Genomic DNA, 25,446 nt, shown 5'->3' with positions numbered 1-25,446 from the left:
CCACATGAAACTTATGTGAGCGGAGGGGTTCAGCGCCTCGTGCTTTCGGCCAGAGCCCTGATGTCCTCCGGATACGGGAAGCTGCCGGGCTCGTACGCGCAGTACGGGTCGGCCTCCAGTACGTCGCGCGTGAAGCCGTACGCCCGGGAGCGCGACCCCCCGCACACCGTCTTGAACTCGCACGCCCCGCACTTTCCGCGCAGCAGCGAGGGGTCGCGGAGCTTGGTGAAGAGCGCCGAGCCCCGGTAGATCGCGGTCAGCGGGTGGTTCTTCACGTTCCCCGCCGACAGCGGCAGGAAGCCGCTGGGGTGCACCTCGCCGGTGTGCGAGATGAAGACGAAGCCGCGGCCCGAGGAGACGTCCATGGGCGGCCGGCGCACCGCCCGGTGCTCCCCGTCGAAGACGCCCAGCGCGCGGGCGCGGGCCGAGAGGTGCTCGTACAGCGGGCCCAGGACGGGCTTCTCGCCGCGCGCGTCCAGGACGGTGCGCTGCAGGACGACCCGCCGGAAGTGGTGGCCCTCCGTGGTCTTGGTGGCCATCACCGCCCCGCAGTCGTACAGGAAGTGCAGGACGTCCTCGATCTCGGCGGCGGTCAGCGCGTCCAACTGCTCCCCGCGCCCGGTCGGGACCAGGACGAATCCCGACCAGAGCATCGCGCCCTCGCGTTTGACCAGCGCCGCGATGTCGGCCAGGTCCTCCAGGCTGTCGCGGGTGACCGTGGTGTTGATCTGCACCTTGAGCCCGAGCTCCCGGGCGGCCCGCCAGCCCTCCAGCGTCCAGTCGTAGACCCCGGGCACCCCGCGGAAGGCGTCGTGCCGCCCGGCCGTCGAACCGTCCAGGGACAGCGAGAGCGCGACGGCCCCCGCCTCCCGCACCGCCACGAGGTTCTCCCGGGTCAGCGTCGGCGTACCCGACGGGGACACCGCGACGCGCAGGCCCAGCGAGGTCCCGTACGCGACGAGGTCGGTGAGGTCGGCGCGCTGGAAGGGGTCCCCGCCGGTGATCACGAAGAGCGGGCTTGGCCGGCCGAAGGCGGCGATCTGGTCCATCACCCGGCGGGCGTCGGCCCCGTCGAGCTCCTCGCGGTGGCGCAGGGTCTGCGCCTCGGCCCGGCAGTGCAGACAGGCCAGCGGGCAGGCGCGGGTGGCCTCCCAGATGACGATGAAGGGCCGGTCGCCGACCGCGTGGCGGGGGCTGCGGACGACGGCGTGGGCGGGGCGGCGGTTCGCCTCGGGGGGAGTCACGAGACCCGCTCCCAGCCGCGCTTGCTCGGGCGGTTGGCGAGCTGCTTCGGGTCCCGCTTGCGGTAGACCACGTACGGCCGGAACAGGTACTTCACCGGCACGGAGAACATGTGCACCAGGCGCGAGTACGGGATCAGAGCGAACAGGACGAAGCCGAAGATGATGTGGATCTTGAAGGCGAGCGGGGCCGCCGCCATCAGGTGGTAGTCCGGGGTGAAGGTGAACAGGCTGCGGAACCAGAGCGAGATGCCGTCGCGGTAGTTGTACCCGTCCATCATCCCGGCCGAGTTGAGCATCGTGGCCGTCAGACCGAGGACCATCGCGCCGAGCAGGAACGAGTACATCAGGTGGTCGCTGCGCAGCGTCGCACGGCGCACGGCCGGGACCTTGAAGCGCCGGTGGACGAGGATGCCGATGCCCGCGGCGGCCGCGACGCCCGCGAGCGTGCCGGTGCCCAGCGCGATCAGGTGGTAGGCGTGGTCGCTCACGCCCACGGCGTCGGTCCAGCTCTTCGGGATGAGCAGACCCACGACGTGGCCCAGGACCACGAAGAGCATGCCGAAGTGGAAGAGCGGCGAGCCGATGCGCAGCAGCCGCGACTCGTGCAGCTGCGAGGAGTGCGTGGTCCAGCCGAACTTGTCGAACCGGCCCCGCCACACCGTGCCCGCGATCAGCAGGGCGATCGAGACGTACGGGAAAACGCCCCACAGGAGGAGGTCCATCAGGCGGGCATCCTTTCGGCCGTCGTGGGCCAGGGAAGGTCGGTCGGAGCCGAGAGCGGCAGGTCGCAGGGCATGTCGAGGCCCGGCCCGAAGGGTTCGAGTGCCGAGCCCGCGCCCACCAGCTCCTGCGGCGGCCCGTTCCTCGCGAGGGCCTTCGCCTCGGCCTTGGTTTCGGGGGAGGGGCCCGGCAGCGTCGCGCAGACGGCCTCAAGGACCCCGGCGTACGGGGACCCCGACTCGGTGAGGGCCAGGCGCAGCAGCTCCAGCCCGGCCCGGTGCTCCTGCAGCAGTTCGGTGCCGGCCTCCTCCTCGCGGGCGGCGAACTCGAGGGCCACCGGCAGGAAGTCGGGCAGCTCCTCGCCCGCGAACTCCAGCCCGAAGTCCCGGTAGATCCGCTTCAGCCGGACCAGGGACAGCCCGCGCCGGCGGGTGTCCCCGTCGACCCACCAGGTGAGGTAGAGGCAGCGCCGGTTGCGGGTGTCGAAGGTCGAGGTGTACTGGGAGCACAGCTCGATCGGGGTCTGCCCCTCGGCCTCGTCGAGGAACGCCCCGAGGAGTCGGGCCGGTTCGGCGGGCGCCCCGGCGAGGGCCGCACGGAGCCGCGGGAGTTCGTCGTGGAAGTGGTCGCCGGGGTACTGCAGTGCGCAGCCCGCGATCAGCCGCACCAGTGCATCGCCGCTCATCGGTTTCCGGATCACGGCCGCCTCCTGGTGTCCCCGAGATTGAGCATCACCCGGGGCTCGGGCAGCGCGCCGACGGGGCAGCCCTGCTCCGTGTCGTTCAGCGGGTGGGAGTCGGCGAGGGCGTCGGCGTCCGCGCGGGCGGCGCTGGGGATCACGAAGCGGTCCTCGATCTTGGCGATGGCGAGGAGGCGGAACATGTCCTCCATCTCCTGCCCGGACAGCCCGACGGCCCGCGCGATCGACTCGTCGCGCTCCTCGCCCAGGTTGACGCGGCGCATGTAGGCGCGCATCGCGGCCATCCGGCGCAGCACCGCCTCCACGGGCACGGTGTCGCCTGCGGTGAGCACCGCGGCGAGGTACTCGACGGGGATGCGCATCGCGTCGATGGCGCCGAACAGGTTCCCGGCGTCCTCGCCGTCGCTGCCGGTGGCGGCGACCGCCTCGACGACCGGGGAGAGCGGCGGGACGTACCAGACCATCGGCATCGTCCGGTACTCCGGGTGGAGCGGCAGGGCGACCTGGTAGGTGGCGATCAGGTCGTAGACCGGGGAGTTGCGGGCCGCGTCGAGCCACTCGTCGGTGATGCCGGCCGCGCGGGCGGCGGCGATCACGGCCGGGTCCGCGGGGTCGAGGAAGCACTCCACCTGGGAGGGGTAAAGATCGTGCTCGTCCTCGACGGCGGCGGCCTCGGCCACCTTGTCGGCGTCGTAGAGCATCACGCCGAGGTAGCGCATCCGGCCCACGCAGGTCTCCGAGCACACCGTCGGCATGCCGACCTCGATGCGCGGGAAGCAGAAGGTGCACTTCTCGGCCTTGCCGGTCTGGTGGTTGAAGTACACCTTCTTGTACGGGCATCCGGTCACGCACATCCGCCAGCCGCGGCACTGGTCCTGGTCGACCAGGACGATGCCGTCCTCCTCGCGCTTGTACATCGCGCCCGAGGGGCAGGAGGAGACGCACGCGGGGTTGAGGCAGTGCTCGCAGACGCGCGGCAGGTAGAACATGAAGCTCTGCTCGAACTCGAAGCGGATCTTCTCGCCGACCTCGTCGCGGATCTTCTCGATCATCGGGTCCTGCGGGGCGTGCGTGGGAGCGCCGCCGAGGTTGTCGTCCCAGTTCGGACCCCACTCGATCTTGTCGATGGGCTCGCCGGTGACCTGGGAGACGGGCCGGGCGGTGGGCATGTCGTCGCCCGCCGGAGCCTCGGTGAGGTTCTTGTACTCGTAGGTCCACGGCTGGTAGTAGTCGCCGATCTCCGGCAGGTCCGGGTTCGCGAAGATCTTGCCCAGCTTGGCGAGGCGGCCGCCCGCCCTGAGGCGGAGCTTGCCGGAGCGGGTGCGCTCCCAGCCGCCCTTCCACTTCTCCTGGTCCTCCCAGCGGCGCGGGTAACCCTGGCCGGGGAGGGTTTCGACGTTGTTGAACCAGACGTACTCGGTGCCCTGCCGGTTGGTCCACGCCTGCTTGCAGGTGACCGAGCAGGTGTGGCAGCCGATGCACTTGTCCAGGTTCATGACCATCGCGACCTGTGCCATGACGCGCATCTGTTAGAACTCCACCTTCTGGTCGCGGCGGCGGATGACCGTCACCTCGTCGCGCTGGTTGCCGGTCGGGCCGAGGTAGTTGAAGGCCCAGGTCAGCTGGGCGTAACCGCCGATGAGGTGGGTGGGCTTGAGCATCACCCGGGTCAGCGAGTTGTGGATGCCGCCGCGGCGGCCGGTCTTCTCCGTCTTGGGGACGCCGACCGTGCGCTCCTGCGCGTGGTTCATGTAGACCGTGCCGGGCGGCATCTTGTGGGAGACGATCGCGCGGGCGGTGATCACGCCGTTGCGGTTGACCGCCTCGATCCAGTCGTTGTCGGCGACCCCGATCGCGTCGGCGTCCTGCGGGGACATCCACACCGTCTGGCCGCCGCGGCCCAGGGTCATCATGTAGAGGTTGTCCTGGTACTGGCTGTGGATCGCCCACTTGTTGTGCGGGGTCAGGTACCGGACGGCCACCGACTTCGCCTTCTCGTCCACGGTGCCGAGCTCGGGCTCCCCGTACAGGGTGTGCATGTTCAGCGGCGGCTTGTAGACGGGGAGGGACTCCCCGACCTCGTGCAGCCAGTCGTGGTCGATGAAGAAGTGCTGGCGGCCGGTGAGGGTGTGCCAGGGCTTGAGGTGCTCGGTGTTGATCGTGAAGGCCGTGTACCGGCGCCCGCCGGACTCCGAGCCCGACCACTCGGGCGAGGTGATCACCGGGACCGGGCGGGCCTGGGTGTCGGCGAAGGTGATCCGCTTGCCCTCGGCCTCGGCGGCCAGGTGGGCCATGTGCGTGCCGACCTTCTTCTCCAGGGTCTCGAACCCCTGCGTGGCCAGCCGGCCGTTGCTGGTGCCGGACAGCGAGAGGATCGCCTCGCAGGCCTGCTGGGCGGTCTCCAGGCGCGGACGGCCGTCGGCGACCCCGCCGCGGACCGTGCCGTTCTTCGCACCGAGGTAGGTGATCTCCTCGGCCACGTCGAAGGTGACCGCCTTGGTGGTCACGCCCAGCGTGTCGACGAGCGGGCCGAGCGCGGCGAACTTCTCTCCGACCGCCCCGTAGTCCCGCTCCACGACCGCCAGGTTGTACATGGTCCGGCCCGGTACGGGCTCGCACTCGCCCTTCGACCAGTCCAGCGCGACCCCGCCGGGCTGCGCCATCTCACCGCCCGGGGTGTCGTGCTGCAGGGCGGTGGCGACCAGGTCCTTGCGCACGCCCAGGTGGGTCCCGGCGAGCTCGCCGAACCGCTCGGCCAGCCCCTTGAAGGCGTCGTAATCGGACCTGGCCTGCCACGGCGGGTCCACGGCCGGGGTGAAGGCGTGCAGGAAGGGGTGCATGTCCGTGGAGGACAGGTCGTGCTTCTCGTACCAGGTGGCCGCCGGGAACACCACGTCGGACAGCAGCGTCGTGGACGTCATCCGGAAGTCCATGGACATGAGCAGGTCGAGCTTGCCCTCCACGTCCTCCTCCCGGTACGTCACGTCCTTCGGCGTGCAGCGCGGCCCGTCCTCGGGCAGGTTGGAGTGGGTGCCCAGGAGGTGCTTGAGGAAGTACTCGTTGCCCTTGGAGCTGGAGCCCAGCAGGTTGGCCCGCCATACGTTGAGCACGCGCGGCCAGTTGTGCGGGGCGTCCGGGTCCTCGCCGGCGAAACCGAGCGCGCCGCTCTTGAGCTGCTCGACGGCGGAGGCCACCGGGTCCTCGGCCTCGCCCAGCTCCAGCGGGTTGCGGTCGAAGGTCGGGTACGAGGGCATCCAGCCCATCCGAGTGCTCGCCGCCAGGCAGTCCGAGCCCGTCATGCCCTCGAAGGCGCCCTTGGCCAGCGGGGAGGCGAGTGCCTCCGCCGGCAGGGTGTCGTAGCGCCACTGGTCGGTGTGCAGGTAGAACCAGGCCGCGCCGATCATCTGGCGCGGCGGGCGCGACCAGTCGGAGGCCGCGGCCAGCGTCGCCCAGCCGGTGACCGGGCGGCACTTCTCCTGGCCGACGTAATGGCCCCAGCCGCCGCCGTTGCGGCCCTGGCAGCCGGTGAGGGTGAGCAGCGCCAGGAAGGAGCGGTAGATGGTCTCGGAGTGGAACCAGTGGTTGGTGCCCGCGCCCATCAGGATCATGCAGCGTCCGCGGGACTGCTCGGCGGTCTGCGCGAACTCCCGGGCCACGCGCGCCGCCTGGGCCGCCGGGACCGAGGTCAGCGACTCCTGCCAGCCGGGGGTGCCCGGGGCGCTCGCGTCCTCGTAGCCGGTGGGCCACACGCCGGGCAGGCCCTCGCGGCCGACCCCGTACTGGGCGAGCATCAGGTCGAAGACGGTCGTGACCAGCTTGCCGCCCAGCCGCTTCGCGGGCACGCCGCGGCGGATCGTGCCGCCCCGCTCGTCGTCCTCGAAGCGGGGGAGGACGATCTCCACGCTCTCGTCGGCGGTGCCGTGGAAGGTCAGCCGGGGAACGGTGTCACCGAGGTCGAGGTTCCACTCGGGCTTCTCGTCGCTGCCCCAGCGGTGGCCGAGCGACCCGTTCGGAACGACGGGCTCGCCGGTCGCGTCGTCGACCAGCACGGTCTTCCACTGCGCGTTCTCCGTCTCCTGGCCGAGATCGGCGGCGGTGACGAATTTCCCCGGAACCAGGCCCTGTCCGGTCTCGGTGAGGGACACCAGGAAAGGCAGGTCCGTGTACTGGCGGACGTAATCCGTGAAGAAGGGGGTCTGCTTTTCGACGAAGAATTCCTTGAGGATGACATGGCCCATCGCGAGGGCCAGCGCACCGTCCGTACCGGGGTGCGGATGCATCCATTCGTCGGCGAATTTGGTGTTGTCCGCGTAGTCCGGGGACACCGTGACGACCTTCTGGCCGCGATAACGGGCCTCGGCCATCCAGTGGGCGTCCGGGGTGCGCGTGACGGGGACGTTCGAGCCCCACATCATCAGGTACGCGGCGTCCCACCAGTCACCCGACTCCGGGACGTCCGTCTGGTCCCCGAACACCTGCGGGGAGGCGACCGGGAGATCGGCGTACCAGTCGTAGAAGGACAGCATCGGCGCGCCGATGAGCGAGTGGAAACGGGCGCCGGCCGCGTGCGAGGCCATCGACATCGCCGGGATCGGCGAGAAGCCGGCGACCCGGTCCGGGCCGTGCTCCTTGATCGTGTGCACGTGCGCGGCGGCGACGATCTCCGTCGCCTCCTCCCACGTCGCCCGCACCAGCCCGCCCTTGCCGCGCGCCTGCTGGTACCTACGCCGGCGGACCGGGTCGGACTGGATGTCGGCCCAGGCCTCGACCGGGTCGCCCAGGCGCGCCTTGGCCTCGCGGTACATCTCCAGCAGGGCGCCGCGCACGTACGGGTGGCGCACCCGGGTGGGGGAGTAGGAGTACCAGGAGAACGAGGCGCCGCGCGGGCAGCCGCGGGGCTCGTACTCGGGGCTGTCGGGGCCCACGGAGGGGTAGTCGGTGGACTGGGTCTCCCAGGTGATGATCCCGTCCTTGACGTAGACCTTCCACCGGCAGGAGCCGGTGCAGTTCACGCCGTGGGTGGAGTACACGACCTTGTCGTGGCTCCACCGGTCGCGGTAGAAGGCCTCCGCGGCGCGGCCGCCGGTGTGGTGGACGGTCCGCAGGTCGTCCGAGACCTCCGCGGTCCTGAAGAAGCTGCCCGCCTTGATCAGCGATTCGGCGGCGTCCTGATACCGGTCCTGGTGCCGGTCGCGTCCGTCGCGTACGTGGCGCTCGTTCAAGGCGACCCTCCAGGCCGGAAATAAAAGGCGGTGCGGGGATCCGGACAAGAGGACCCAGACACGACGCTACGCCCGGCGCGGAGGCGAATCCGATGACAAAGGTCCCGTACGGGCGTGACCTAATTCCGGTCTTTCACAGGCCGAGTGGATGCCACGCTGGACGGGTCCAACTCCTTTGCGCGGCCGGAAAATTACGCGTCCGCATACCAATTACCGGAAGGCTGGGGAGCGTGCCGCCGAAGAAGGCCTCCTGGATCCCGGACCAGCACGGGGCGTGGGCGATGCTCACGGTGCCCTTCCTCGCGGGCACGTTCCTCTCGCCGCGGCCCGGATGGCAGCACGCCCTGCTCCTGGCGGCCTGGCTCCTCGGCTACGCCGCGGTCTTCCACGCCCAGCAGTGGCTGCGCCTGCGCCGGGTCGCCGCGCGGCGCCCGGCGGTGGCCCGGCGGCACGTCCGCCCGGCGCTCGTGCTCGGCGCGGCGACCGCCCTGGCGGGGATCCCGCTCGCGGTGCTCCACCCCTGGCTGCTGCTCGCGGGCGCGGCGGCGGCGCCCTTCGTGGCGGTGAACTCCTGGTACGCGCGGAACAACCGCGAGCGGGCCCTGGCCAACGGGCTGGCCGCGGTGGTCCCGGCGTGCGGAATGCTGCTGGTGGCCGCACGGCTGGGCGGGGGCGGGCTGCCGTGGCCGCCGGCCGCCGCCTGCCTGCTGTACTTCGCGGGCACGGTCCCGTACGTGAAGACGATGATCAGGGAGCGGAACTCCCGTACGTACTACCGCGGTTCGGTGACCTACCACGCGGCGGCCACCATGCTGGCGGCCTGCCTGTCCCCGTGGCTGGCGCTGCCCTTCGCGGGCTACCTGGCCCGCGCGGCCGTGCTTCCCGGGCGCGGGCTGAAGGTGGCGCTGGTCGGCGCCGTCGAGATCGTGGGATCGGCGGCGCTGCTGGGCTCGCTGCTGCTGGTGTTCTGAGAGGACTCCGGGCGGCGGGGCTTCAGAGGGGGAGGGAGCGGAACTCGTCCAGGATCGCGAAGCCCGTGCGGTCGTACAGGCTCATCGCCACCTCGTTGCCGCCGAAGACGTTGAACATCATCGCCTCGTCGCCGCCCTGCCGGGTGGCCCACTCGCCGACGGCCATCGCGGCCCGGCCGTAGCCCTTGCCGCGGTGCTCCTCGTACACCTCCAGCGAGAAGCCGAAGGTGACGCCCGGCAGGAAGCCGTGGTTCACCCAGCCCGTGCCGATCACCTGCCCGCCGGCCTCCATCGCGTAGAAGGCGTGCCCGGGGGTCTCGTAGCCCTGCGGGAGGTGGCGGGCGAAGTCCTCGTCGGACTTGGCCTTGGCCTGCTCCGGGGTCAGGGCCCCGGCCCGGACGATGTCCGCGATGTACGCGGCCTCCTCGCCGGCGTACCAGTGCGGGTACTCCCGCGCGGTGAGGGGGCGGACCGTGAGGCCCGGCGGCAGCGCGGGGCGCTCGGCGGCGGCCCGCAGCCGGGTCTGGCCCCGCACGGGATAGCCGGCGAAGAGCGCACCCGAGCCGCCGGCGCCGCCGGCGAGGCGGACCTCCACCCGTCCGGCGCCCCGGCCGGCGCACCAGCGCTCGGCCCACTCGCGGGCCGCCTCCGCGGCCGGTCCCGGCTCCGCCGTCAGATCGTGGATCCGGCCCACGGCGGCCCCGTTGTCCTCGGACACCCCGACGGCGATCCAGCCGGCGCCGTCCGTGGCCACCGTCCAGCCGTCGACGCCCTTCAGCGCCCGCTCCAGCAGGGCCCGGGAGAGGGGCTCCGAGCACCCCGCCGCCCGGTACCCGGCGAGCACCCGCTCCTCGAAGCCGGCCCGCCACCGGCCCTGCTCGGGCACCACCCGTATCGCGTTCATCCGGCCACCCTAGGCAGGGCCGCCGGCGTACTCCAGGGGATTTAGATGGCTTCCTTGCGCGTCAGGAAGTTGAAGGAGATCCACCCCGGAAGCACCGGCAGCCAGAACGTCATCAGCCGGAACATCAGCACCGCGGTGCCCGCCACCTGGCCGTCCAGTCCCGCCGCGATCAGGCCCAGCGTCAGCGTGGCCTCCACCGCTCCGATGCCGCCCGGCGTGGGCGCCGCCGAGCCCAGGGCGTTGCCGGCCAGGAAGACCACCGCGATGCTCGCGTAGCTGATGTCCTCGCCGCCCCCGAAGGCGCGGATCGAGGCGTCCAGGCACATCACGAAGCAGCCGGTCAGCAGCAGCATCCCGCCGATGCCGGTCAGCAGCTTCTGCGGTCGCTGGAGCACGTCCAGCATGCGCGGGACCACGCCCGCGAACAGGGCCCGCACCCGGGTCGCCACGAACTTCCGCAGGAACGGCACGGCCGTGACCACCAGCACCAGCACGGCCACCGTCAGCAGACCGGCGATCACCGTCCTCGACGGGGTCATCTCGGGGGTCTTCTCGGTCCCCGTCAGATAGCCGAAGGACAGCAGCAGCAGGATGTGGCTCGCCAGCCCGAAGAGCTGCGAGGCGCCCACGCTGGCCACCGCGAGCCCCGGCCGGATGCCCGCCCGCTGGAGGAAACGGGTGTTCAGCGCGACACCGCCGACCGCGGCCGGAGCCACCAGCTTCACGAAGGACCCGGCGACCTGGGCCAGCACGGTCCGCAGGAACGGCACCCGCTCGGGCACGAAGCCCAGCAGGCTCATCGCCGCCGCGAAATAGCTGAGCGCGGAGAAGGCGAGCGCCACCCCGACCCAGCCCCACTGCGCCTTGCCGATGACGTCCCCGAAATCGACGTGCGTGATCTGGGTCAGCAGGAAGTACGCGCCGATCGCACCCGCGATGAACGACACCAGGGTGCGCGGCCGGATCCGCTCCAGCCGGGCCGGTTCCACCGGCGCCTGCGGGCGGATCAGCAGCACCTGCTGGCGGATCTGGCTCAGCAGATCCTCCTCGCGGGCCCCGTCGAGCGCGTCGTCCAGTGCCTTCTTCTCGGCCTTCCTCTCGACCTTGTCGACGGCGGAGCGCGCCGAGGACGAGGCGGAGTCCGCCCCGCGCGCGGCCTTCGCCGCCCGCGAGGACTCCAGTACGGCCTCCCGCTCCCGGTCCGCCCGCTCCCGCGCCAGCTTGCGCAGCGTCGCCCGCGTCGAGCGGCTCAGCGCGATTGGCTGGAGCAGCGGCAGACAGTCCGCCACCGCGTCCGGGCCGAGCACCGACACCGCCGAGGCGACCGAGCGCTCGGCGCCGACCCGCAGGCCGAGGGTGGTGAGGAGCTGGGCGATGTCCATGCGCAGCACGAGGTCGCCGGCGGCGATCTCGCCGCCGCGCAGGTCGGTCAGGGTGACGGTGACCGCGGCGGGGGCGTCGCCCCCGCTCCCACCGTGGCCGTGGCCGTCGCTGCTGCCGTCGCGTTCGGCGTTGCCGTTGCCGTTGCCGGAACGATCCACCACGAGGGCGTCCCCGGTGAGCCGCCGGTGTGCGATCCGCCGGGACTGCAGGGCCCGTACCTGCTGCCACGCGTTGCGGCTCAGCTCGTCGGTGATCTCCTCGTCGGCCAGCGAGTCCAGGCTCCGGCCGCCCAGGTGCTCGTAGACGAGCATCACGGCGTCCGGACCCAGCTCGGAGGTGGCGATGAGCTTGGGCGCGTTGGCTCCGGCGGCGATGGCCGCGTACGCGAGGAGCGCCTCCTGCTCCAGCGCCTGGCGCAGCGACTGCAGACTGCGCCGGGTGGTGATCCCGCGCAGCGTGAGGCGGCGCCAGACCCGGTAGTAGAAGCCCTGGGCCTGCTGTTCCCGGTCCACGACGGTGACGTCCAGCGGCGGGCCGTCCTCCAGCGTGACGTGGTAGCGCCGCCCGCGGTCGCTGACCTCGGTGCTGTCGCCGCCCTCCGGGGATTCCGCGCGCATCGCGCTGACCGGCTGGAAGCCGACCCGGCGCAGGCCCGCGAGGAGGTTCTGCCCGGTGGGGCGGACGTTCGGCGAGCCGACCGCGTACAGGGTTCCGTACGCGACGCTCCAGCCGATCAGCACGGTCAGGATGATCGAGAAGGGGGTGGTGTAGCCGCCGACCAGCATCGCGAAGGCGTCCAGCAGCAGGACCACCCACAGCGCGACGCGCCAGCGCGGGCGCCGGGTCATCCCGACGGCCGTCATGTACGCGATCACGGGCGCGAGGTAGCCGTGCACCGGATCGGTGAGGGCCCCGCCGGCGCCGGTGGGGCGGGTGAGGGCCTCCTGGATGGTCTCGGGGGCGCCCTGGGAGACCCAGAGGTCGGTGGCGAGGGTGACCCCGTGCGCGAGGACGGCGGCGAGCACGCCGTCGGCGATGCGCAGCCCGTCGCGTTTGATCAGCCGCTCGATGGCGAAGGCGACGGGGACGAGGAGCACGGCGATGCTCGACACCAGACCGGCGACCTTGATCAGCACGTCGGGCGCCTGCCCGGTGCCGTTGCTGATGTCGGCCTCCAGACCCGCGGTGGTGCCGTGGGCGAAGGCGGCGATGGCGAGGACGACGGCGATGCCGAGGACCCCGACGAGCAGGCGTACGAGGTCCGAGGGGCGGTGCACCCGGGCGGCGAGCAGCGGCTCGTCGACCTCGACCTGGTCGGCGGCCGTGGGGGTGTGGCCGTGAGGGGCCTCCACGTCGTCGGAGGCCGGGGCCGGGGCTTCGGGGGCCGGCTCGGGCGGCGGAGACGGGGCCGGCGGCAGGTCCGCGCGCAGGGCGTCCCTGTGGAGGGCGTCCCCGTGCAGGGCGTCCCCGTGCAGGGCGTCCGCCTGCGCGGCGTCCGCGTGCGGGGCGTCCTCGCGGCCCGGTGGCGGGCCTTCGTCTGGGCGCGCGCCGTCGTTCGTCGCCGCGCCGTCCGGAGGACTCACACCCTGCTCCTTTCCCGTCACTTCCGTCTCTTCTTGATCACGTATCACGCGTCACCGCCCGGAAGATGGTGGCACGGACCGACGGCCGTGGGGGGCAGCAGGGTGCGAGCCGGTCCGGAACACGGCCTTCCGCGCGCTTGGCGCTCCCTCCTCGGTCCGGTGCGGCACCATGGGCCGAATGAGCGAAGAGCTGCCGGCGTACGCGGAGCGGGTGTTGGAGGCGGCCGAGCGGATTCCGCCCGGCCGGGTGATGACCTACGGCGACGTCGCGGAGTGGCTCGGCGAGGGCGGACCCCGCCAAGTGGGCCGCGTCATGGCCTTGTACGGGGGAGCGGTGCCCTGGTGGCGCGTGGTGCGTGCGGACGGCCGTCCGCTGCCCGGCAGCGAGCGCAGGGCGCTGGAGAACTACCGGGCCGAGGCCACCCCGCTGCGGCTCACCGGCGACGGCGAACCGCGACTCGACATGCGGCGGGCGCGCTGGGACGGGGACGGCGGGGACACAGCGCGGGACGAAGGTCACATCTGACAGCTTCGGCCATGCGCGGCCCGCGGGGGCGGTCGAAGAGACGTGCGAAGCCCCGTACGGGGGACGCGTGGGACCGGATGGCAGTGAGCACGGCGCCGCGGTCCGCCGTGCGGACGGGCATCCCGGGGAAACTGCGCCGGCCGCGCGCAGTGCCGTAGCGTTGCCTCTTCGACTCCGCACCGGGCCCCCGCCCGGGACGGCACCGCCGTCACCGCCGGAGCAGCAGGAGCAGCAGCAACCGCTGCGGCAATCACCGCCGCAACGGCAGACCCACCAGGACCGGCACCCCACGTGAACACCTCTTCCTCCGACGGCCACCGCTCCGAGCGGCGGCGTACGCGGACCCCGGACGCGTACCGCCTGGTGCGTACCGGTGCGGAGCGGGTGGATCCCCCTGTGCTGGACGCAGCGCAGCGGGCGGTGGTTGAGCACACCGGCGGCCCGCTGCTGGTCCTGGCCGGACCGGGCACCGGAAAGACGACCACGCTGGTCGAGGCGGTCGCGGCGCGCGTGGAGTCCGGGGCCGACCCCGCGCGCATCCTGATCCTCACCTTCAGCCGCAAGGCCGCCGTGGAACTGCGCGACCGCACCGCCCTGCGGCTCGGCGGGGCGCGCGCCCCGCAGGCCACCACCTTCCACTCCTTCTGCTACGGACTGGTCCGGGCCCACCAGGACGCCGAACTCTTCGCGGACCCGCTGCGCCTGCTCTCCGGCCCGGAGCAGGACGTCATGGTCCGCACCCTCCTCGAAGGCCAGCGCCGGCTCCGCTCGATCCGCTGGCCGGACGACCTGCGGGCCGCCCTCACCACGCGCGGCTTCGCGGACGAGGTCCGCGCGGTGCTCGCCCGCGCCCGGGAACTGGGCCTCGGCCCCACGGCCCTGTCCGACTTCGCGACCCGCCTCGGCCGGCCGGACTGGAAGGCGGCGGCCGCCTTCCTCGCCGAATACCTGGACGTACTGGACCTCCAGGGCACCCTGGACTACGCGGAACTCCTCCACCGCGCCGTCCTCCTGGCGGAACGCACCCCGTCGCTCGCGTCCCTGTACGACGTGATCTACGTGGACGAGTACCAGGACACGGACGCCTCGCAGCTGCGCCTGCTGCGCGCACTGGCGGGCCCCGCCGGCCGGCTGACCGCCTTCGGCGACCCCGACCAGTCGATCTACGCCTTCCGCGGCGCCGACATCAACAACATCCTCGACTTCGAGAGCTCCTTCCCCGGAGCCGAGGTCCGCGCCCTGACGACCTCCCGCCGCTCGGCGTCCGTGCTCCTCACGGCCACCCGCCACCTGACCACCCGCATGCCGGTGCCGCGCCTGCCCTCGGCGGCGGTACGGGCCCACCGCGCGCTCGCCTCGACGCGTGAGGGCGGCCGGGTCGAGGTGTTCACCTACCCCACGGCCGGCGCGGAACTGGACAACATCGCCGACGTCCTGCGCCGGGCCCACCTGGAGGAGGGCGTGCCGTGGCAGGACATGGCCGTCCTGGTCCGCGCGGGCGGCCGCACCCTGCCGCAGATGCGCCGCGCCCTGATCGCGGCGGGAGTCCCGGCCGAAACCGACGGCACGGACTCCCCCCTCCGCCACGAGCCCGCGATATCCCCCCTCCTCACGGCCCTGCGCACCCTCGCAGAATCCGCCCTGCCCCCGAACCCCCGGGCCACGGACGAGGCCTTGGGCGCCGCCGATGTCCCGGCCGCGGGCGCCGACGCGAGCGAGCCCACCGACACCACCGAGCCGGACGGCCGGTCCACCGACCCCTCCGGCGCCCCGGCGGCCGTGCCCGGCCCCGCCGGTGCCCCGGCCGGGGCCGAGCCGTCAGCCGGAGCCGAGGCCGCGTCCGGCGCCGCGGGCGGCCCCGGCGGGACGGACGCCGCCTCTGGCGCCGAAGGCGGCACCGAGCCGTCCAGCCCGTCCGCACCCGGCTCCGCCGGGGTGTCCGCCGGAGCCGGTACCGGCCTGTCCGGCGCCGCGGGCGCCGGTGTGGGCGAGCCTGCTCGCACCACCGGGGCGGGTGGGCGGGGTGCTTCCCGCGCCGCCGGAGACGGCACCGGGCTGCCCGGCTCCGCCGAGGCCGCGGCAGGCCTCCCCGGCGCCGAGGGCGCCGATGCGAGCGTGCCCACCGACCCGGACGGCCGACCCACCGACCCCTCCGGCGCCCCGGCGGCCGTGCCCGGCTCCGCCGGTGCCCCGGCCGGGGCCGAGCCGGCAGCCGGAGCCGAGGCCGCGTCCGGCGCCGCGGGTGGGACTGCCCGGGACGACTCCGGCGGCGGCGGCGTCGACCAGCCCGGTTCCGGCGAGCCCGCCGCAGGCGATCAGGGCGTCGGGGAGGGGTGGATCGGGGTCGAGGCCGCGCTCGTGCTGCTGGCCTCGCCGCTCGGCGGGATGGACGCCGCCGACCTGCGCCGCCTCGGCCGCGCGCTGCGCGACGAGGAGCGGGCCGCGGGGGTCAGGACCCCCGCGCCCTCCGACGTACTCCTCGCCCGAGCCCTCGCGGAGCCCGAGCGGCTCGTCGCCCACGACCCCGCCTACGCCCGCGGAGCGCAACGCCTCGGCCTGCTGCTGCGCAAGGCCCGCGAGCTCCTCGCCGGCGGCGGCACCGCCGAGGAGGTCCTGTGGACCCTCTGGGACGGCACCCCCTGGCCGCAGCGCCTCGAACGCGGCGCCCGCCGCGGCGGCCCCGCCGGCCGCAACGCCGACCGCGACCTCGACGCCGTCTGCGCGCTCTTCGACACCGCCGCCCGCGCGGAGGAACGTACCGGCGGCCGCGGCGCCCTCAACTTCCTCGAACAGCTCGAAGCCGAGGACATCGCCGGAGACACCCTCACCCCCCGCGCCACCCGCCGCGAAGCCGTCCGCCTCATGACCGCGCACCGCTCCAAGGGCCTGGAGTGGGGACTCGTCGTCGTCGCGGGCGTCCAGGAAGGGCTCTGGCCCGACCTGCGCCGCCGCGGCTCCCTCCTCGAAGCCGACCGCATCGGCCGCGACGGCCTCGCCGAGCCCCTCACCCCCGGCGCGCTCCTCGCCGAGGAACGCCGCCTCTTCTACGTCGCCGCCACCCGCGCCCGCGACCGCCTCGTCGTCACCGCCGTCAAGGCCCCCGCCGAGGACGGCGACCAGCCCTCCCGCCTCCTCACCGAGCTCGGCGTCCCCGTCAAGGACGTCACCGGCCGCCCCCGCCGCCCCCTCGCCGTCCCCGCGCTCGTCGCGGAACTCCGCGCCACCACCGTCGACCCCGACGCCTCGCCCGCCCTGCGCGACGCCGCCGCCCGCCGCCTCGCCCGGCTCGCCGTCCTCACCGACGACGAGGACCGCCCCCTCGTCCCCGCCGCGCACCCGCAGCGCTGGTGGGGGCTGTACGAGCCCACCCGCAGCAGCGTCCCGCTCCGCGACCGGGACCATCCCGTCGCCCTGTCCGGCTCCGCCCTGGACCAGCTCGCCAACACCTGTTCCCTCCAGTGGTTCCTGGGCCGCGAGGTCAAGGCCGACGCCCCCTCCACCGCCGCCCAGGGCTTCGGCAACGTCGTCCACGTCCTCGCCGACGAGGTCGCCTCCGGCCGCACCCCGGCCGACCTGGCCGTGCTCATGGAACGCCTCGACTCCGTCTGGGACTCGCTCGCGTTCGACGCCCCCTGGAAGTCCCGCCAGGAGAAGGACAACGCCCGCGCCGCCCTGGAACGCTTCCTGCGCTGGCACACCACCGACCGCGGGGGCCGGGCGGCCGTGGCCACCGAGCACGACTTCGACGTCACCCTCGAAGCGGGGGAGTACGCCGTGCGGGTACGCGGCTCCATGGACCGCGTCGAGGCCGACGCGCAGGGCCGTGCGTACGTCGTCGACTTCAAGACCGGCAAGTCCGCGCCGACCGCCAAGGAGGTCGAACGCCACCCGCAGCTCGCCGTGTACCAGCTCGCCGTGCGCGAGGGCGCCGTCGACGAGGTCTTCGACGGCCGGCGCCCCGCACCCGGCGGCGCCGAACTCGTCCAGCTGCGCCAGGGCGCGGCCCAGCGCGAGGGCGGCGACGCGGTGCCCAGGATCCAGGCGCAGCAGGCCCTGGAGGGCGGCGCCCCCGGCGCATGGGTCGGCGACCTCCTCGCCACCGCCGCCGGCCGCGTCCTCGACGAACGCTTCGCCCCCGCCGTGGGCAAGCACTGCGACCACTGCTCCTTCCGCGCCTCGTGCAGCGCCCGCCCGGAGGGCCGCCAGACGGTGGAGTAGGCGCCGGCGGCCGAGCGGAGCCCGGGGCCCGCGCGGCGGGGACTGTCGGTGCGGGCGGCTAGCCTTTTCAGGTGTTCGCGCGTCCGTCCGTCCCCCAGGGGCCACAGGTCCTCACCGATCCCGAGCAGCTCAAGGAGCTCCTGGGGATCCCCTTCACGCCCGAACAGATGGCCTGCGTCACCGCCCCGCCCGCCCCGCAGGTCATCGTGGCCGGAGCCGGCTCCGGCAAGACCACCGTCATGGCCGCCCGCGTGGTCTGGCTGGTCGGCACCGGCGCGGTCGCGCCCGAGCAGGTGCTCGGCCTGACCTTCACCAACAAGGCCGCCGGCGAGCTGTCCGAGCGGGTACGGACCGCCCTCGCGCGCGCCGGGATCGGCGATCCGGACCCCTCCCCGGCCGAGGCCGGCTCCGCGGGCGGCGAGCCGCGCATCTCCACGTACCACGCCTTCGCCGGACAGCTCCTCAAGGACCACGGCCTGCGCATCGGCCTGGAGCCCAGCGCCCGGCTGCTCGCCGACGCCACCCGCTTCCAGCTGGCCGCCCGGGTGCTCCGCGAGGCCCCCGGCCCCTATCCCTCCCTCACCAAGTCCGTTCCCGACCTGGTCAGTGACCTGCTCGCGCTCGACGGGGAGCTCTCCGAGCACCTCGTACCGCCGGAGCGGCTGCGCGCGTACGACACGGAACTCCTCTCCGCCCTCGCGGACGTCAAGCTCAGCAACGAGGACCTGCGCAAGGTGCCCGAGGCGGTCCGCGGCCGCCTGGAACTCCTCGAACTGGTCTCCCGCTACCGCGCCGCCAAACACTCCCGCGACCTCCTCGACTTCGGCGACCAGATAGCCCTCTCCGCGCAGCTCGCCACCACCCGGCCCGAGGTCGGCGCCCTGCTGCGCGAGGAGTTCCGCGTCGTCCTGCTCGACGAGTACCAGGACACCTCGGTCGCGCAGCGACTGCTCCTGTCCGGGCTGTTCGGCGCGGGCACCGGACACGCGGTGACCGCCGTCGGCGACCCCTGCCAGGCCATCTACGGCTGGCGCGGCGCCTCCGTGGCCAACCTCGACGACTTCCCCGAGCACTTCCCCCACGCCGACGGCCGCCCCGCCACCCGCTACTCCCTCAGCGAGAACCGGCGCAGCGGCGGCCGCCTCCTGGACCTGGCCAACGAGCTCGCCGCCCCGCTGCGCTCCCTGCACGAGGGCGTCGAGGCCCTGCGCCCCGCACCGGGCGCGGAGCGCGACGGCTCCGTCCGCTGCGCCCTGCTGGAGACCCACGCGCAGGAGCTCGACTGGATCGGCGACAGCATCGCCCACCTCGTCCGTACGGGCACGGAGCCGCGCGACATCGCCGTACTGTGCCGCTCCGGCGGCGACTTCGCACGGATCCAGGCGGCCCTCGTGGCGCGGGACGTCCCGGTCGAGGTCGTCGGCCTGTCCGGCCTGCTCCACCTCCCGGAGGTCGCGGACCTCGTCGCCGTCTGCGAGGTCCTGCAGGACCCGGGCGCCAACGCCGCGCTCGTCCGGCTGCTCATCGGGCCGCGCTGGCGCATCGGCGCCCGTGACCTGGCCCTGCTGGGCCGCCGCGCCCGCACTCTCATCTCCCGCTCGCCCTCCTCCTCGTCCGACGACGACCGCCTCGCGGCAGCCGTGGAGGGCGTGGACCCGGCGGAGATCGTCTCGCTGGCCGACGCCCTCGAATCCTTCCTGGACGGCGCGGGCCAGTCCGCCCCCGACCAGCTGCCCTTCTCCGCCGCGGCCCGGGTCCGCTTCGCGCACCTCGCGCAGGAGCTGCGCGACCTGCGCCGTTCCCTCTCGGACCCGCTGATGGACGTCCTGCACCGGGTCCTGGCGGCGACCGGCCTCGACGTGGAGCTGGCCTCCTCCCCGCACGCGCTGGCCGCCCGCCGCCGGGAGACCCTGTCGAGCTTCATGGACGTGGCGGCCGGCTTCGCCTCCCTCGACGGCGAGGCCTCCCTCCTGGCCTTCCTCGCCTTCCTGCGCACGGCGGCCCAGTACGAGAAGGGCCTGGACCACGCCCTCCCCGGCGGCGAGAACACGGTCAAGGTCCTGACGGCCCACAAGTCCAAGGGCCTGGAGTGGGACGTGGTCGTGGTCCCCGACCTCTCCGCCGGCTCCTTCCCGAAGGAGAAGGCCCCGGAGGCCTGGACCTCGTACGCGAAGGTCCTCCCGTACGCCCTGCGCGGGGACGCGCCGACCCTCCCGCCCACCCCGGAATGGACCTCGCCGGGCCTGCGCGCCTTCAAATCGGCCCTCAAGTCCCACAAGGCCGTCGAGGAGCTCCGCCTCGGCTACGTCACCTTCACCCGCCCGCGCTCGCTCCTCCTGGCCTCGGGCCACTGGTGGGGCCCGACGCAGAAGAAGCGGCGCGGCCCGTCCTCCTTCCTCTCCGCCCTGTACGACCACTGCGCCGCGGGCCACGGGGAGATCGACGCCTGGGCCGACGCCCCCGCCCCGGACGCGGAAAACCCGTCCCTGTCCACGGACTCCGCCCCGGACCTCTCCTGGCCCCTCCCGCTGGACCCCGCCTCCCTCACCCTCCGCCGCGAGGCGGCCACCCTGGTCGAGTCCTACCTCCACCCACCCCACGAGGCACCCCGAGCCCCCTCGGAGCACGGGGCCGTCCAGGGCGCCCCGGCCCACGGGAAGACCCCGGGCACCCGGGACGACGCCTACCTCTGGCCCCCGCACTGCGAGGACCCCGCCTACGACGAGGAGCCCCCGCCCCCGTGGCCGGACCCGGCCGACGAGCCGCAGGCCGCCCCGATCCCGTGGCCGGACCCGGCCGGCGGACCCGGCGACCTGTGGCCCGAGGACGAGCCCCGCCCGAGCCCCGCACCCGGCGCCGACGACCTGTGGCCCGAGGACGAGTACGGGTCCGGCCCCGAGTACGGGTCCGGCCCCGAGTACGGGTCCGGGCACGAGTACGGGTCCGGGGCCGGCGACCGGCCCGCCGCCGGGACCCGCCCGCGCCCGCCCGCGCCCGGCGGCGCCCACGACCCCTGGCCCGCGGCCGGCCCCGGCCCCGGCACCGGATCCCTCACCCCCGAGGACGCACGGGCCATCGCCTCCTGGGACCGCGACCTCGACGCCCTGGAGGGCGAGCTCCGCCGTGCCCGCGAGGCGGTCCGCGACGTGGAGCTCCCGTCCGCGCTCTCCGCCAGCCAGCTGCTCCGCCTCGCCTCCGACGAGCAGGGCTTCGTACGCGACCTCGCCCGCCCCATGCCCAAGCCCCCGCAGCCGGCCGCACGCCAGGGCACCCGGTTCCACGCGTGGGTCGAGTCCCGCTTCGACGAGCTCCCGCTGCCCCACCTCGACGTCCTCGACCCGCTCACCGACCTCCCCGGGGCGGCCGCCGGGGACGCCTCCGACCAGGACATCGCCGACGAGGCCGACCTCGACTCCCTCAAGGCGGCCTTCGAGCGGAGCCCGTACGCCGACCGGACCCCGTACCGCATGGAGGTCCCGGTCCAGCTCACCCTCGCCGGCCGGGTGATCCGCGGCCGGATCGACGCCGTCTACCGCGACGGGGACGAGGGCGGCTACGAGATCGTCGACTGGAAGACCGGCCGCACCACCGAGGCCGACCCGCTCCAGCTGGCCGTGTACCGCCTGGCCTGGGCGGAAGCCACGAACACCCCCCTGGCCCAGGTCACGGCCGTGTTCCTGCACGTCCGCAGCGGCCGCGTCATCCGCCCCCGCAACCTCCCCGACCGCGCTCGCCTTGAGCAGATCCTCCAAGGCAAAACGGACACGGAAAGCGACCGTCGAACGGACGGCTAGGCTCGTGGGCATGAGCGACACCCCGGCGGACAGCGTCGTCCGCACGTACATCGACACACACCGCGCCGCCTTCCTCGACGACCTCGCCGACTGGCTCCGCATCCCCTCCGTCTCGGCCCAGCCCGAGCACGCGGACGACGTACGGCGCAGCGCCGACTGGCTGGCCGCGAAGCTCAAGGAGACCGGTTTCCCGGTCACCGAGGTCTGGCAGACCGCCGGCGCCCCCGCCGTCTTCGCCGAATGGCCGAGCGAGGACCCCGCAGCCCCCACCGTCCTCGTCTACGGGCACCACGACGTGCAGCCCGCCGCGCTCGCCGACGGCTGGCACACCGACCCGTTCGAGCCGGTGATCAAGGACGGCCGGATGTACGGGCGCGGCGCCGCCGACGACAAGGGCCAGGTCTTCTTCCACACCCTCGGCGTCCGGGCCCACCTCGCCGCGACCGGCGCGTCCGCCCCCGCCGTGCACCTCAAGCTGATCGTCGAGGGCGAGGAGGAGTCCGGTTCCCCGCACTTCCGCGCCCTCGTGGAGCGCGAGGCGGCCCGCCTCGCCGCCGATGTCGTGATCGTCTCCGACACCGGCATGTGGTCCGAGACCACCCCCACCGTCTGCACCGGCATGCGCGGCGTCGCCGACTGCGAGATCGACCTGTTCGGCCCCGACCAGGACATCCACTCGGGTGCCTTCGGCGGCGCCGTGCCCAATCCGGCCACCGTCGCCGCCCGCCTCGTCGCGGCCCTGCACGACGCGGACGAGCGGGTCACGATCCCCGGCTTCTACGACAACATCGCCGAGCTCACGGACGCGGAGCGCGAGCTGATCGCCGAGCTCCCCTTCGACGAGGCCGAGTGGCTCCGTACGGCCAAGTCGTACGCGGCCGCGGGCGAGGCGGGCTACTCCACGCTGGAGCGCGTCTGGGCCCGACCGACCGCCGAGGTCAACGGCATCGGCGGCGGCTACCAGGGCCCCGGCGGCAAGACCATCGTGCCCGCCTCCGCGCACCTGAAGCTGTCGTTCCGCCTCGTCTCCGGGCAGGACCCGTACGCGGTCGAGACGGCCGTCACAGCCTGGGTCGACGAGCGCATCCCGGCCGGAATCCGGCATTCCATCACCTTCGGCGCCCCGACCCGTCCGTGCCTGACGCCGCTGGACCACCCGGCGCTGCAGTCCGTCGTACGGGCCATGAGCCGGGCCTTCGGCGAGAAGGTCCGCTTCACCCGCGAGGGCGGCTCGGGCCCGGCGGCCGACCTCCAGGACGTGCTGAACGCCCCCGTCCTCTTCCTCGGGATCTCCGTGCCCTCCGACGGCTGGCACTCGCCGAACGAGAAGGTCGAGCTCGACCTGCTCACCAAGGGCGTGGAGACGGCCGCCCACCTCTGGGGCGACCTGGCCGCCCACTGGAAGCCGGCGTCCGCTTGACGACGCCCCGCCGGCACGCGCACGCGCACGTGCACCCGCGCACGCCGCCCCACATGCCACCGCACACCCGTCCGTCCTGCTGAGCCTGCCTGTGTCCCACCACCGGGGGAGTTGGAAGTACCTGTGAGCACCCATACCGAGTCCGAGCGTCCGATCTCGCCGCGTCCGATCTCCCTGGCCGCGCCCGCCGGCATCGACCGCGCCGCGCACCACCGCCTCGACGAGGCGTGGCTCGCCGCGGCCTGGAGCCACCCCAGCACCCGCGTCTTCGTCGTCTCGGGCGGCCAGGTCCTGATCGACGACACCCCCGACGGCGGCACCGAGATCGTGATGACCCCGGCCTTCGAGGCCCCGGTCACCGAGACCCACCGGTACTTCCTGGGGACCGACGAGGACGGCGTACGGTACTTCGCGCTGCAGAAGGACTCGCTGCCCGGCCGCATGGACCAGTCGGCCCGCCCGGCGGGGCTGCGCGAGGCCGGAATGCTGCTCTCCGCACGGGACGCCGGGCTGATGGTGCACGCGGTGGCCCTGGAGAACTGGCAGCGCATGCACCGCTTCTGCTCCCGCTGCGGCGAGCGCACGGTGGTCGCCGCGGCCGGGCACATCCGCCGCTGCCCGGGCTGCGGGGCCGAGCACTACCCGCGCACCGACCCGGCGGTGATCATGCTCGTCACGGACGACCAGGACCGCGCGCTGCTGGGCCGCCAGGTGCACTGGCCCGAGGGCCGCTTCTCCACCCTCGCGGGGTTCGTGGAACCGGGCGAGTCGATCGAGCAGTCGGTCATCCGCGAGGTCTGGGAGGAGGCGGGCGTCAAGGTCGGCGAGGTCGACTACGTCGCCAGCCAGCCCTGGCCGTTCCCGTACAGCCTGATGCTGGGCTTCACGGCGCGCGCCGTCACCTTCGACATCGAGGTCGACGGGGACGAGATCCAGGAGGCCCGCTGGTTCTCCCGCGACGACCTGCGCACGGCGATCGAGGCCGGTGAGGTCCTGCCCCCGGCGGGCATCTCCATCGCGGCCCGCCTGGTCGAGCTCTGGTACGGAAAGCCCCTCCCGAAGCCGGCCGCGACCGCCTGACCCGCGCCGCCTCAAGGCCACGGCCCCCGCTCCGGCGGGGGCCTTCCGTGCTCCGGTCCTCCGGTCCACGGACTTCCGGTCTACGGACTTCCGGTCTACGGAGCTGCGTGCTCCGGACGTCCGTCAGGTCATGTTCAGGTAGGGCAGCGGGCCGGCCGGCTGGGCGGCGCTCACCCGGCGGATCACGGCGATCGCGAGGATCGCGCACAGGATGTTGAGGGCCTCGTCGACCGGGTTGCGGTAGTCCGTCTGGTGGAGGACCAGGAGGTGGAAGGCGACCGAGAGCGGGCCGTCGAGGAGCCAGACGAGCCACCAGGCGTTGATCAGCCAGGCGCCGCGGGGCGGGCCGCCGGCCCGGTGGATGTCGAGGGTGATGCGACGCGGCAGCCACCACATGGCGAGCGGGATGATCCAGGCGCCGAGGGCGAAGGCCGGGGAGTACGTGTGACTGCCCGGGGCGAGGACCTCGGCGTTGCAGCGGACGCGGCGGAACCAGAAGAGGAACGCGATCCAGCACGCCACCTGGAGCACGGCCGGGAACGGCACCATGTCCTCGGCTAGCCAGGGCGAGTCCTTGCCGCCGGTCGCGATGACGTAGACGTCGGTGAGGCCCGAGGTGGCGATCAGCGACTGGGCGACGAGCGCCGGTCCGGCCGGGTTGCGGAAGAGGTGGCGGGGCCCCCGTATCGCGGCTTCCCCCACGGGCAGGTTGTACTGGCTCATGCCCGCTCTCCCTGGTCGCCCGGGTCGGAGAGCCGGTCGAGACGGGCCCGCTGGGCTTCGGTCAGCCGGAGGTCCTGCGCGGCGAGGTTCTCCTCCAGATGGGCGATCCGGGAGGTGCCGGGGATCGGGAGCACGACCGGCGAGCGGCCGAGCAGCCAGGCGAGCGCGACCTGCGTGGGGGTGGCTCCGGCCTCGGCCGCGACGGCGGCGATCTCGGCGGTCGCCCCGGACTGTCCCCAGGCGACGGTGGCCCAGGGAAGGAACGCGATGCCCGCCGCCTCGCACGCGGCGAGTACCGGCTCGTGCGTCCGGTCGAGCAGGTTGTAGCGGTTCTGCACGCTCGCGATCTCGGTGATCTCCCGGGCGGCGGCGAGTTCGCCGACGGTCACCTCGGAGAGCCCGATGTGGCCGATCTTGCCCTCGGCCCGCAGGTCCCGCAGCGTGCCGATCTGGTCGGCGAGGGGCGTCCGCGGATCGATGCGGTGCAACTGGAGCAGCCCGATGCGCTCGGCCCGCAGCCGGCGCAGCGCCTGCTCGACCTGCTCGCGCAGGGCCTCCGGCCGCGCGTCCTGCGTCCACTCGCCCGACGGGACGGCCCGGGCGATGCCGACCTTGGTGGTGATGTGAACCCCGTCACGGTAGGGGTGCAGGGCCTCGGCCAGCAGCTCCTCGTTGGCGCCCCAGCCGTACATGTACGCGGTGTCGATGAGCGTGACGCCCAGCTCGACGGCCCGCCGGGCCACGGCGAGCGAATTCTCACGGTCCGGGCCCGGGGCCGTGGGCAGACGCATGGCCCCGAAACCGAGCCTGCGCACGTCCAGATCCCCGCCGACGCGGAACACGGTCGTCCTCACGTGTTGTTTCCTCCCCCTTGATCGAACCGATCAAGGGCTCACGCTAACAGGCCAGTTGGCCGGTCCCCGGACGCAGAAGCCCCCGCCGGGGCGGGGGCTTTCCG

Annotated in this window: 15 protein-coding genes; 6 read left to right on the top strand and 9 right to left on the bottom strand. The window is 73.6% G+C overall.

The features are described 5' to 3' along the window. Nucleotides 1–29 precede the first annotated feature (29 nt). The 5 genes from ACWCP2_RS30070 to ACWCP2_RS30050 are packed head-to-tail and all read right to left on the bottom strand — an operon-like array spanning nt 30 to nt 7,817. Nucleotides 30–1,244, bottom strand: coding sequence for a TIGR04053 family radical SAM/SPASM domain-containing protein (locus ACWCP2_RS30070; protein WP_450911704.1), 1,215 nt, complete (start codon nt 1,242–1,244; stop codon nt 30–32). Then, complete coding sequence (gene narI / locus ACWCP2_RS30065; protein WP_450911703.1) at nt 1,241–1,966, bottom strand: respiratory nitrate reductase subunit gamma; 726 nt, start codon at nt 1,964–1,966, stop codon at nt 1,241–1,243. Before narI ends, ACWCP2_RS30070 begins: the two co-directional genes overlap by 4 nt. Continuing rightward, entirely contained in the window at nt 1,966–2,649 is a 684-nt protein-coding gene (narJ, locus tag ACWCP2_RS30060) for a nitrate reductase molybdenum cofactor assembly chaperone (protein WP_450911702.1), read from the bottom strand. Before narJ ends, narI begins: the two co-directional genes overlap by 1 nt. 11 nt (nt 2,650–2,660) lie before the next feature. Beyond that, nucleotides 2,661–4,190 (bottom strand): nitrate reductase subunit beta, encoded by a 1,530-nt coding sequence (narH, locus tag ACWCP2_RS30055; protein WP_450911701.1) that lies wholly within the window; start codon nt 4,188–4,190, stop codon nt 2,661–2,663. Nucleotides 4,191–4,193: 3 nt separating this feature from the next. Beyond that, nucleotides 4,194–7,817 carry a nitrate reductase subunit alpha gene (locus tag ACWCP2_RS30050; RefSeq protein ID WP_450911714.1) on the bottom strand — a complete coding sequence of 1,208 codons (3,624 nt, stop codon included), beginning with the start codon at nt 7,815–7,817 and terminating at the stop codon, nt 4,194–4,196. A 299-nt stretch (nt 7,818–8,116) separates the two neighbouring features. Here ACWCP2_RS30050 and ACWCP2_RS30045 point away from each other — a divergent pair, with 299 nt between their 5' ends. Beyond that, nucleotides 8,117–8,857, top strand: a complete 741-nt coding sequence (locus tag ACWCP2_RS30045; RefSeq protein ID WP_450911700.1) for a YwiC-like family protein — start codon at nt 8,117–8,119, stop codon at nt 8,855–8,857. A 22-nt stretch (nt 8,858–8,879) separates the two neighbouring features. Here the strand turns inward: ACWCP2_RS30045 and ACWCP2_RS30040 are convergent, their stop codons facing one another. Together ACWCP2_RS30040 and ACWCP2_RS30035 are read right to left on the bottom strand one after the other, a co-directional pair. Further along, nucleotides 8,880–9,761, bottom strand: coding sequence for a GNAT family N-acetyltransferase (locus ACWCP2_RS30040; protein ID WP_450911699.1), 882 nt, complete (start codon nt 9,759–9,761; stop codon nt 8,880–8,882). A 41-nt stretch (nt 9,762–9,802) separates the two neighbouring features. After that, nucleotides 9,803–12,775, bottom strand: a complete 2,973-nt coding sequence (locus ACWCP2_RS30035) for a flippase-like domain-containing protein (protein WP_450911698.1) — start codon at nt 12,773–12,775, stop codon at nt 9,803–9,805. 130 nt (nt 12,776–12,905) lie between these two features. Here ACWCP2_RS30035 and ACWCP2_RS30030 point away from each other — a divergent pair, with 130 nt between their 5' ends. The 5 genes from ACWCP2_RS30030 (at nt 12,906) to nudC (ending at nt 23,765) form a co-directional block, all read left to right on the top strand. Continuing rightward, nucleotides 12,906–13,253 (top strand): MGMT family protein, encoded by a 348-nt coding sequence (locus tag ACWCP2_RS30030; RefSeq protein WP_450911697.1) that lies wholly within the window; start codon nt 12,906–12,908, stop codon nt 13,251–13,253. A gap of 291 nt (nt 13,254–13,544) precedes the next feature. After that, complete coding sequence (locus ACWCP2_RS30025; protein WP_450911696.1) at nt 13,545–17,471, top strand: UvrD-helicase domain-containing protein; 3,927 nt, start codon at nt 13,545–13,547, stop codon at nt 17,469–17,471. Nucleotides 17,472–17,542: 71 nt separating this feature from the next. Continuing rightward, on the top strand, nt 17,543–21,265 hold the full coding sequence (locus tag ACWCP2_RS30020) for a UvrD-helicase domain-containing protein (RefSeq protein WP_450911695.1): 3,723 nt from the start codon (nt 17,543–17,545) through the stop codon (nt 21,263–21,265). Nucleotides 21,266–21,275: 10 nt separating this feature from the next. Beyond that, nucleotides 21,276–22,685, top strand: coding sequence for a dipeptidase (locus tag ACWCP2_RS30015; RefSeq protein WP_450911694.1), 1,410 nt, complete (start codon nt 21,276–21,278; stop codon nt 22,683–22,685). Nucleotides 22,686–22,796: 111 nt separating this feature from the next. Beyond that, nucleotides 22,797–23,765, top strand: a complete 969-nt coding sequence (gene nudC / locus ACWCP2_RS30010) for an NAD(+) diphosphatase (RefSeq protein ID WP_450911693.1) — start codon at nt 22,797–22,799, stop codon at nt 23,763–23,765. Nucleotides 23,766–23,888: 123 nt separating this feature from the next. On the opposite strand, the gene ACWCP2_RS30005 is transcribed toward nudC, so the two are convergent. Further along, nucleotides 23,889–24,488, bottom strand: coding sequence for a DUF4328 domain-containing protein (locus ACWCP2_RS30005; protein ID WP_450911692.1), 600 nt, complete (start codon nt 24,486–24,488; stop codon nt 23,889–23,891). Then, nucleotides 24,485–25,342 carry an aldo/keto reductase gene (locus tag ACWCP2_RS30000; RefSeq protein WP_450911691.1) on the bottom strand — a complete coding sequence of 286 codons (858 nt, stop codon included), beginning with the start codon at nt 25,340–25,342 and terminating at the stop codon, nt 24,485–24,487. The genes ACWCP2_RS30005 and ACWCP2_RS30000 overlap by 4 nt, the downstream gene beginning before the upstream one ends. Between the last annotated feature and the right edge of the window lie 104 nt (nt 25,343–25,446).

This window comes from Streptomyces sp. NPDC002104 (assembly GCF_053593795.1).
This window is presented reverse-complemented; position numbering and strand designations above follow the sequence as displayed.